This is a genomic window from Gammaproteobacteria bacterium, assembly GCA_016765075.1.
Classification (GTDB): domain Bacteria; phylum Pseudomonadota; class Gammaproteobacteria.
Genome location: JAESQP010000002.1, coordinates 1 through 8,917, shown reverse-complemented (window position 1 = coordinate 8,917; position 8,917 = coordinate 1). Strand labels below are relative to the sequence as shown.

The 8,917-nt window shown below is 47.3% G+C and carries 11 protein-coding genes and 1 tRNA gene; 5 read left to right on the top strand and 7 right to left on the bottom strand.

Annotated elements, in window-relative coordinates:
* Positions 1 to 412 precede the first annotated feature (412 nt).
* The 3 genes from JKY90_00085 to djlA form a co-directional block, all read right to left on the bottom strand.
* Complete coding sequence (locus JKY90_00085; GenBank protein ID MBL4850671.1) at positions 413 to 805, bottom strand: ClpXP protease specificity-enhancing factor; 393 nt, start codon at positions 803 to 805, stop codon at positions 413 to 415.
* Between the two features lie 285 nt (positions 806 to 1,090).
* Positions 1,091 to 1,726 (bottom strand): glutathione S-transferase N-terminal domain-containing protein, encoded by a 636-nt coding sequence (locus JKY90_00080; protein ID MBL4850670.1) that lies wholly within the window; start codon positions 1,724 to 1,726, stop codon positions 1,091 to 1,093.
* 235 nt (positions 1,727 to 1,961) lie between these two features.
* A complete protein-coding gene (gene djlA / locus JKY90_00075; GenBank protein ID MBL4850669.1) occupies positions 1,962 to 2,756 on the bottom strand; it encodes a co-chaperone DjlA in 795 nt (264 codons plus the stop codon).
* Positions 2,757 to 3,139: 383 nt separating this feature from the next.
* On the opposite strand from djlA, the gene JKY90_00070 reads away from it, so the two are divergent.
* The 5 genes from JKY90_00070 to JKY90_00050 all read left to right on the top strand — a co-directional run bounded on the left by JKY90_00070 (position 3,140) and on the right by JKY90_00050 (position 6,320).
* Positions 3,140 to 3,385: a hypothetical protein gene (locus JKY90_00070; protein MBL4850668.1), complete on the top strand. Its 246-nt coding sequence runs from the start codon at positions 3,140 to 3,142 to the stop codon at positions 3,383 to 3,385.
* 81 nt (positions 3,386 to 3,466) lie between these two features.
* Positions 3,467 to 3,781, top strand: a complete 315-nt coding sequence (locus tag JKY90_00065; GenBank protein ID MBL4850667.1) for a hypothetical protein — start codon at positions 3,467 to 3,469, stop codon at positions 3,779 to 3,781.
* A gap of 2 nt (positions 3,782 to 3,783) precedes the next feature.
* Entirely contained in the window at positions 3,784 to 4,686 is a 903-nt protein-coding gene (locus JKY90_00060; protein MBL4850666.1) for an HDOD domain-containing protein, read from the top strand.
* Between the two features lie 148 nt (positions 4,687 to 4,834).
* A complete protein-coding gene (locus JKY90_00055; protein MBL4850665.1) occupies positions 4,835 to 5,008 on the top strand; it encodes a hypothetical protein in 174 nt (57 codons plus the stop codon).
* A gap of 613 nt (positions 5,009 to 5,621) precedes the next feature.
* Entirely contained in the window at positions 5,622 to 6,320 is a 699-nt protein-coding gene (locus JKY90_00050) for a phosphoadenylyl-sulfate reductase (GenBank protein ID MBL4850664.1), read from the top strand.
* 279 nt (positions 6,321 to 6,599) lie between these two features.
* Here JKY90_00050 and JKY90_00045 read toward each other — a convergent pair.
* From JKY90_00045 to JKY90_00030, 4 genes are all read right to left on the bottom strand, one after another.
* A tRNA-Thr gene (locus JKY90_00045) sits at positions 6,600 to 6,675 on the bottom strand.
* 51 nt (positions 6,676 to 6,726) lie between these two features.
* Positions 6,727 to 7,653, bottom strand: coding sequence for an SPOR domain-containing protein (locus JKY90_00040; protein ID MBL4850663.1), 927 nt, complete (start codon positions 7,651 to 7,653; stop codon positions 6,727 to 6,729).
* On the bottom strand, positions 7,653 to 8,411 hold the full coding sequence (locus JKY90_00035; GenBank protein ID MBL4850662.1) for a type III pantothenate kinase: 759 nt from the start codon (positions 8,409 to 8,411) through the stop codon (positions 7,653 to 7,655). Before JKY90_00035 ends, JKY90_00040 begins: the two co-directional genes overlap by 1 nt.
* A partial coding sequence (locus JKY90_00030; GenBank protein MBL4850661.1) for a biotin--[acetyl-CoA-carboxylase] ligase occupies positions 8,408 to 8,917 on the bottom strand: 510 nt, incomplete at its 5' end. The genes JKY90_00030 and JKY90_00035, both read right to left, overlap by 4 nt.

Below are 8,917 nucleotides of genomic sequence, written 5' to 3'. Positions count from 1 at the left end.
GAAAAAGGCACCGTGTTCCTTATGGGCATTGTCAAGCGTGATGAAGGGCACCGCGCCGCACAACGCACCAGCAAAATTAAAGGTGTCAAACGTGTCGTCAAAATATTTGAATATCTTGACTAGTGTGGTGTAACGGATAAAGGGCGCCTATCAGAGGCCCACAAATGACTCAAGACAAGGCGTAGCCTGCAATTAAGGGTTGTATATCCCTTGGTAAAGGCTACAACGCAGTATTGCGTCATTTGTGAGCCTCCCTTCGGGCGCAACGAGAAGCCATCATCTGCTGCGTTGCGTTGCTTGTAAAGGGCGCGCCATTCCCTGCGCAACGCGCCTTGCAGCTAATGGCTTCTCGTTGCGCTGATAGGCGCCCTTTATCCGTTACACCACATAGAGCCTGGCTTTAAAACAAAAACTACTTTACCAGTTTGAGATGTGGCTTGTTGGGTCTTAGTCCTGGCGATTTTGATGGATTAGGTGAATCCGGCGGGATCGTGCCACCTTCTTCATTGAAGACCATACCTTGACCATTTTCACGAGCATAAATAGCAAGTATGGCACTGATTGGCACATTAATCGGCATTGCTTGGCCAGAAAAACGTGCGCTGAACTCGACCGCCTCATTGCCAAGGCTTAAGCCCTGCACCGATTGACCACCAATATTGAGCACAATCTTGCCATTCTCAACGTAATCCTGTGGCACTACCGTTGAGGGCGCCTCGGCATTAACCAGTACATACGGCGTGAGATCATTTGCGCTAATCCATTCATATAATGCCCGAATGAGATAGGGTCGCGACGAAGTCATGACTTGCGTTGTCATAAAGCTATTCTCATTAAGGAGCCTCTGATTAAGTCTGGGCGGAATACCCCGAGAGCCTGCCCCCGCGAAGGCGTGGGGGTACGTAGTAGATTAAGAGCCAAAATATTCACATTCAAGGCGCGACTCGCACGTAATAGTACGCTATTGCGCCCTGAAGAAATGCGATAGCATTCCTGATGAAGTGCCCTTGGGGTGCGAAGATTCATTCGTAACGAAGAAGTTGGATGTTTTGGACTCAAGATTTTCGTTCATGACTTGATCAGAGGTTCCTTAGCGTAACGCTCGTTCTTGTGCTGACAGGCTAGCCTGAAATGTTGCTCTAGAAAATAATCGCTCGGCATAGTTTAAAACTGGCTGCGCCTCCCTAGGAAGTTTGATATCGTAATGCTGCAGGCGCCAAAGCAAAGGAGCAAAATAACAATCAATCATGGTGAACTCGCTACTCATAAAATAAGGTGCCTGGCTAGACGCCGAACCAAACATGGGCGCCAACACCGCCAAACCATCAGTAATTGATTGCCGTGCTTGAGCCGCCTCGCTCTTACTTCCGTGCTCTAGTTTGTCTAAGGCACAATACCAATCACGCTCGATACGGTAAAGCATAAGGCGCGTCTTAGCGCGCGCAACTGGATCAATCGGCATCAACGGTGGGTGTGGAAAACGCTCATCGATATATTCAACAATTAACCTCGAATCGTACAATGCCAACTCACGGTCAACTAACGTCGGTAACATCTGGTATGGATTCAACTCCAGCAAGTCTTCAGGGTAGTCACCATCCTCAACATCAATAACATCAATAGCAATATTCTTTTCTGCCACCGCCAAACGTGTACGATGACAACGAGGGCAAAGGGCATAGCAAAACAAGGTCATTCCAGGTCGCTTGCTAAGGGCTAAAGTCATATATTCTCTCGATTAAAAGGTGCTGAGTCAGCAATTACCTGGGATTATAGCGCATCGAGCAATAACGCTTTGGCTAAGGAAGCTCTGAACAAGTCATGATTGTTTTATTCTGGCTAAAATCGCCCCAATGGGTGTCGAAGATCGCAGCAATAGAGCGACTATTACCGCTCACTTCGACACCCATTGGAACAATTTTATCTCAGCCTAAATTCAACCAGACTTATTCAGAGCTTCCTTAACGTATGCCACGCTGTGCTTTTACCGTTTCGTAGGCCTGCTTAATTGCATGCGTTTTCTCGGCGGCAAGCTTCATCATCTCTTCTGGCAAGCCCTTGGCGACCAATTTATCAGGGTGATGCTGATTCATTAATCGACGGTAGGCTTTTTTTACTTCGACATCACTGGTTTTACTCGAAACATCCAACACCGCATAGGCATCTACCAATGACGGACGCGATGCGCTTGTTCCAGCATGCGGCTCAAATTGCGCCTTAACCATTGCCTCAAGATGAGCGAACTCATGGGCTGAAAAGCCTACGCCAATGCATACCCGACGCAATAAATCACGCTCAGCGACACTAAAATCACCGTCCGCATACGCTGCCGAAATCTGGATTTCCATAAACATACGCAGCAACGTCGTACGACGATGACATTCACGACGAAATTGTACTAACACCTCGTCAAGCAAAAAATCATCGTCACGACCTTGCCTGAATAAGTCGCGCGCCAATTGCCGCTGCTCACTATTGAGATTCATACGCGCCATTACCTGCTCGGCCATATCAATCTCATGCGCTGACACCGTGCCATCGGCCTTGGCGATATGACCCATCACAGCAAACGTCGCCGTGAAAAATGCCATTTGCACACGCTCTTGTGAGGCCTGACCGAGGCCACCCTCAAGCACACTAAACTGACTCAGCCCACGGTCAAGGTTATGACCCAGCGTCGCACCCAGTAAAGCGCCCAGCGGCCCGCCTAAAGCAAACCCAAAAGCACCACCAACAATCTTGCCCCACCAACTCATCAGGGGGCGCTCTCAATCAATAAGGCCGCCCTGCTGAGCCTGTTTTTTTGCCCAGCTAGGCAGAACAAGTGCGGTGTAGTGGTGCTACACAAGCGAGCGATTACGTGCCCTAGGGGTATAACGCCGCTGGGCAGAAAAACAGATCCTGCCCTTTGGGTTGCACCTTCAATGACGCCATGCTGCGTTGTTCGTCGTTCATTTGGAACCACCAAATCTCTCTCCTCTCGCCTTGCACCCCAAGGGCACTTCCTGCGGGGCGCCTGGCGTCATTGAAGGTGCAACAGGGCGGCCTTATTGATTGAGAACGCCCCCTAGAACCTCATTCACTCAAGTTTACTATCAGCTCATCCGATAACTACTGGTACTCCAACAAGGTAGTATTGATGAGTTCAGCGAGCCGGCAAGGCGTTAGCCACAAGGCGCGTCTCGCCGTGAAGGGCGAGCCCCTTTGCAAGAGACGCAACACCGTGAATGACGCCTTGCCGACTCGCCCGCAGGGAGTCTACCAAATGCGTCCATGCCGCGTTGCCGTGCTTGACAATGGAACAACCATTGTCTGCGTACGACGCCTCGCCTGGACGCATTTGGTAGGCTCTGAACCCATCAATACTACCTTGTTGGAGTACTAGATCAACGATGCCGGTTGATCTAAAGAAAAACGTAACCACTAAACCAGCTCAAACTCAAAGCATAACGCATGTGATTAACCAATGCCGCAAATAGAACTCACCAAAGTAGCGCCAGGAATGGTGCTCGCCGCCGATGTCATTGGATCGAGCAACAAAATCCTCGTAACAGCTGGATCAGTACTCTCCCTGCGTCATATTAAACTACTGAAAACACGCGCCGTCACCAAGGTCGAGATTCATGAGATTGCGCCTCCAACTGGTAACAAAGCACCCCAAGAACACGCTGAAACCAAACCCGAATTACTAGCAATAATGACACAACGCTTTCGTGAGAATGACGATCACCCTTTTATTAACGAATTAAAAAAAATCTGGCTCAGCCAGGTCAACAAGTAATAATGTCTCAGCTCAGCCCACATGAACTCATCATTAGCAGCGTCGAGCTCAATTCATTACCCGAAATCTACAGCCAGATTAATGACCTGATTAATGACCCATATTGCTCGGCCAACGATATTAGTAAAATTATCAGCAACGATCCCAGCTTAACGATGCGTTTGTTAAAGTTAGTCAACAGTCCTTTCTATGGTTTTCCATCACAAATTGCCACCGTTACGCGGGCTATTGCCATCATCGGCATGCAGGAATTACGCGACCTCGTGCTCGCTACCTCGGTGACACGCATGTTTACCGGCATACCCAGCGACCTTGTCAATATGTCCCAGTTCTGGCGCCAAAGCATTTATTGTGGTTTAGTCGCGCGCGCCATTGCTGGCCGTTGCACCCCCGTGTCAAGCACGGGGCAGGCCCCGCGAAAGCATGGGGGCACACGTAGCAACAACAAAAATGGCGAACGACTTTTTGTTGCCGGCATGCTGCATAAAATTGGCTCATTAGTGATATACAAAAAAATACCTGAGCTCTCACGCGAAGCGATTAGCCGTGCCCAATTTCATGGCGAAGTATTGTACAGAGCAGAAAATAATGTGATTGGCTTTAACCATGCCGACGTTGGCGGCGAATTAATACGCCAATGGAAACTACCAAAAAACCTTGAAACCGCCATTGAACACCACCTCTTCCCTTCACAAAGCCTTGATGACAGTAGTGATACTGCCATCGTACATTTAGCTAATCTGATCACCACCACACTGCAATCGAGTAATGAAGAAGTCATCCCCCCACTTGACCACAAAGCCTGGGGTAATGCTGGCTGTGCCGTCGAGCTAATCGGCCCAATCGTTGATGAAGCCAACACTCAATTAGCCCAAACCTACTCACTGGTGCGCTGCGACCACTAACAACACGTCATAAGTGACTGATTTTTTATCTAATCGCCAGCAAAACCTTCTCATAGGCCTGATCTTTCACGCGATCGTGGTAGAATTCCCATTCTCCCATTCCCATATGGGGCAAGCTATTGAATAATTTGATGAGGACAGGAACATCATGGGTAAACTGGATCACTTTGCGTTTCTAATAGGGCTAGCCTTTTTTGCGGGTATGGCAAGCTTTGCTGGGCTTCATAATAATGGCTGGTTTGTCGCCTTATCATGTTTGTTTTTTGTCGCAACCTACGTCTTCGTCGCCCTGTTTGCGCCACGAGGAAAAGAAAAAGCCTAGGAGGAGGAGGTTATCGGACTTAGGATAGATCTGCTACGTTGAGCCCTTTTAGCCTATTTTTTCGATCCTTTTCATCGCGCTAAGAGCGCCTACTGTTGGTAAATATGCTCAATACTTACCCAACGGAAATGCCCCCGGAGTGCAAATAACCAAAAAAATGGGCTGGCACCCCAAGGATCGCTCGAAATGAGCTTCTCGCACGACAAACTCCTAGTCTTTATGCGCGCCTACAAGCCGTAGAGACAGGTGATTAGCAAACAAGCTAAAACCGCATACTGGTACAAACCAACCTGATACTTGGATTGCTCGTGGTTGTAATTTCAGCAAGCCGACCTTATCTCTAAGGGATGTTAACAACCATCTAGCGACTATGTAGGAAAGTAAGTACTTGGCACCAACGATCATATCAATAGAGGTTAAACCTAAATAAATCAGTTGAATCGTAGTGAGAACGTCTAAAGTGGTGAAGGTAACGTGTTTTTGCTAATTTTAGGCAATCGCATAGTCACTCTACGAGTGAGCCTACAATTAGCAAAAAACACATTAGATTTAGTGCATTAGGCGTTCGCAGTAGATTCAACTGATTTATTTAGGTTAAACAGGATTGCGCATTATGACATCGGCAAAAACACAACAAACAACAGATATGAACATTGAAGAACGCATTAGCGATCTTAATGCTCGCTATCACAACTTGAGCCCAGAAGAGCGGGTAGTTAAGCTCTACCAGGACTTCGCCTCAGAAGAGGTCATGCTGACGTCATCGTTTGCCACCAATTCAGCCTTCATGCTACATCTGTTTTCATTGCATGCCCCGCATCAATTAATTCACTTTATTGATACCGGCTTCCACTTCCCGGAGACATTAGAATACAAAAATAAGCTGACTGAACTTTACCAGCTAAAGGTCGAGGATGTGCATCCAGACGAACAGCAAAACAAATACTCTGCCAATGAAGCGCTGTGGAATAGTGACCCCGACTTATGCTGCTCTATTAATAAGGTAGCACCACTGCACAATATCAAAACTAATTACACTGTTTGGGTATCCGGCCTTATCCGCTGGCAAACCGAGCATCGCGCCAACCTCGATATATTTGAATATCGTAGCGGTATGATTAAGTTTTATCCCTTGCTAGACGTTAGCAAAGAACAGCGTGACGCTTATATACGTGACCATAAATTACCATTTCACCCCTTGGTCGCCAAAGGTTATTCTTCTGTTGGCTGTACCCATTGCACCAAACCTGGTGATGATCGATGTGGTCGTTGGGTCGACACCGAGAAGCTAGAATGTGGTCTACATTTATAAGCCCCATCTGTAAATTCTCTCGTTTACAAAGAGGATAGCCTGGTAAGTCCACTCTGATCAATTCATAGCATACAATCTTGCGACCAAAATACACCGCGCCTAGTGTGTTTTGTATGAAGGCAAGTTGAGGGGCTTCTGATTAAGCTCATCAAGTGGATGATGGCAAGGCAAAGAGAAACCTCATGCCCCGAGGGATAAACGTTAACAACGCCGCTTGAGGGGCTTAATCAGAGGCATTTAACGATGCTTGCTTAGGCACCGATAAAACCTTGATTTAATTGGAGCTGGCGAGAGGATTCGAACCCCCGACCGGCTGATTACAAATCAGCAGCTCTACCAACTGAGCTACACCAGCATATTCTTCAGCATGTTACCCCTTGAAGAAGGGCGTATTCTACGCGAGTTGTCACAAATTTCCAGCTTCGCGACAAAAAGCTTTCTGCATATCAGGCCAACTGTCTAATCTTACACCCTCAATCAAGTCTTGTTCTTGTTCTGGCTCTAAACGGATATCGACCCAATGCTCAGAAGTTTTAGCTACTCGCTGCTCCACACGAGTATAAAAATCAATATTAGCAAGCGCCACTTGACGTCGCTGCGCACGCCCTTGAGTGCTATACACACCTAATGAGACCCAATGACGCACGCCTTGTTGAGATGACAAGCCAACATCCTTTATACCGCGCCTTTTTAACTCAGCTATCTGCTTACGGGCGCTACGCAGGCCATCACTTGGAATATACACCCAATAGCCACCTGGCTCGTGGCGCTCGGTCTGACTACTGACGACTTGAACATTCTGTTCTTGTAGGCGTTGTGCCGCCTTACCAGCCTCATCAGCCAATAGAAATGGTCCCAGGGTATAACAGTGTGGCATCGCTGCCACGTGCCCTCGGGGTGCTACGGGTAACTCGATGTCGTCGATAATATCGTCAACGAACCCTATCACCTCTTTTACCTTTATTTCCACACTCTGCTTAAAATTCTCTACATTTGTCCGTAGGTCTTTATCCTCATCGAACAAGCCCCTGTTATCTACTCGGTCATCTTTTGGCACGTCATTTTCATCTATTATCACACTACCACCTGGTGAGATAACTACAGTATTTTCTAGGGGCACCAGCGCCACATTCTCGCCCGGTATTGCAATAGATATTTCGGCTGATTGCTCGCTTATCTCAATGCCTATATCAGCCAAGGTGAGGATGACATCTACCCCAGCAACGCTTTGTTGTTTTTTTTCCGCAGCAAACTTTGATTGGTTAAGGTTGGTATACAACCAAAGACCAATAATTAAATTTATTGCCAGTAGAAATAATGCGATTTTTTTCATTATTGACTCACTGAAACCGCCATCCCTTTCAACAACCAATCTTTTTCGTAAACTGTATTTTCGCACAATAAGGGCTGAATCAACTTAGCGTCACCACCCGTGATAATACAGCTCACATCACTGGCTAGTACATTTTTCATGTCAACAATAATGGCATCAACCGCTTTGCTGACGGCATAGAGGGTGCCGCAATAGATTGCTGTTTTTGTTGATGCGTTAACAGCTGACAATGCATTTTCAGCTCGTACCGGCTGTACATTGATTTTCCCCGTCTGGTTAAGCGCATTACGCATCATTGCCAAACCAGCAACGATACAACCGCCAAGATGGCGGCCATTAACATCAATAGCATCGACTGTAACGGCCGTGCCGCAATCAATAATACAAACAGCACCATCAACAAGGTGATGACCCGCGAGCAGGCCTAACCATCTATCGATACCAAGATCTTGATGGCGAGCATAGGCATTGGTCACGCCAAGCTGTATTTTTGGCGTTGTTAAATAGCTCACTGGACACAGCCAATGTTGCTTTACCCACGATTCGATATGCTGCATTTGCATTGCGCCAGTGCCATTTGCAATGACTACTCTTTCAGGCATACCGAGCTCAGACCAGTGCTGATCCAAAATAGCGAACTGCTGAAAATTATTTTCTACGTCCAATTGGTGTGAAATAGCACCTTGCTCAGACAAAATATCACCATGCGCCATAGCCCACTTTATTCGAGTATTACCCACATCAACCAGTAACATCATTGCTCTAGACCAGATATTTCACCAGAGTGAAATGTACGTTGCTTGTCACCTTGTTGTAATAACAATGCACCACTTTTATCAACACCTTGGCTAATGCCTTTATGTAGTGTGCCTCCTATACGTAGTGCCACCTGCTTATAGCGATATTGATCACGCTGCGACCATGGTTCTTTGAAGGGGTCGAAACCACTTTCATCAAAACGCTGGCAAGTGTCTACTAGACGCGAGATCAAATCTGCGGCAAGCTGATTACGCAATAGTGGTTTTCCATACACAGCTTTTATATCCGTCGCTGGCTGGTCAATCTGCTCATGCCAAGCCACAGGCAAATCGAGATTGACACCGACACCCATCACAATATCAACAGGGCCATAGCTCTCGCCACGCATTTCAACCAAAATACCTGCCAGCTTCTTCTCTCCAACAACGATATCGTTAGGCCATTTTACTCCAAGAGTAGGCTGCGCCCCAAGGTTTGGCTCGCGCCCAGATTCAATCGCCTGAAT

Coding starts and splice junctions, on each gene's coding strand:
- JKY90_00085 (MBL4850671.1), bottom strand. CDS start 805: ATGACTTCGTCGCGACCCTATCTCATTCGGGCATTATATGAATGGATT.
- JKY90_00080 (MBL4850670.1), bottom strand. CDS start 1,726: ATGACTTTAGCCCTTAGCAAGCGACCTGGAATGACCTTGTTTTGCTAT.
- djlA (MBL4850669.1), bottom strand. CDS start 2,756: ATGAGTTGGTGGGGCAAGATTGTTGGTGGTGCTTTTGGGTTTGCTTTA.
- JKY90_00070 (MBL4850668.1), top strand. CDS start 3,140: ATGAGTTCAGCGAGCCGGCAAGGCGTTAGCCACAAGGCGCGTCTCGCC.
- JKY90_00065 (MBL4850667.1), top strand. CDS start 3,467: ATGCCGCAAATAGAACTCACCAAAGTAGCGCCAGGAATGGTGCTCGCC.
- JKY90_00060 (MBL4850666.1), top strand. CDS start 3,784: ATGTCTCAGCTCAGCCCACATGAACTCATCATTAGCAGCGTCGAGCTC.
- JKY90_00055 (MBL4850665.1), top strand. CDS start 4,835: ATGGGTAAACTGGATCACTTTGCGTTTCTAATAGGGCTAGCCTTTTTT.
- JKY90_00050 (MBL4850664.1), top strand. CDS start 5,622: ATGACATCGGCAAAAACACAACAAACAACAGATATGAACATTGAAGAA.
- JKY90_00040 (MBL4850663.1), bottom strand. CDS start 7,653: ATGAAAAAAATCGCATTATTTCTACTGGCAATAAATTTAATTATTGGT.
- JKY90_00035 (MBL4850662.1), bottom strand. CDS start 8,411: ATGATGTTACTGGTTGATGTGGGTAATACTCGAATAAAGTGGGCTATG.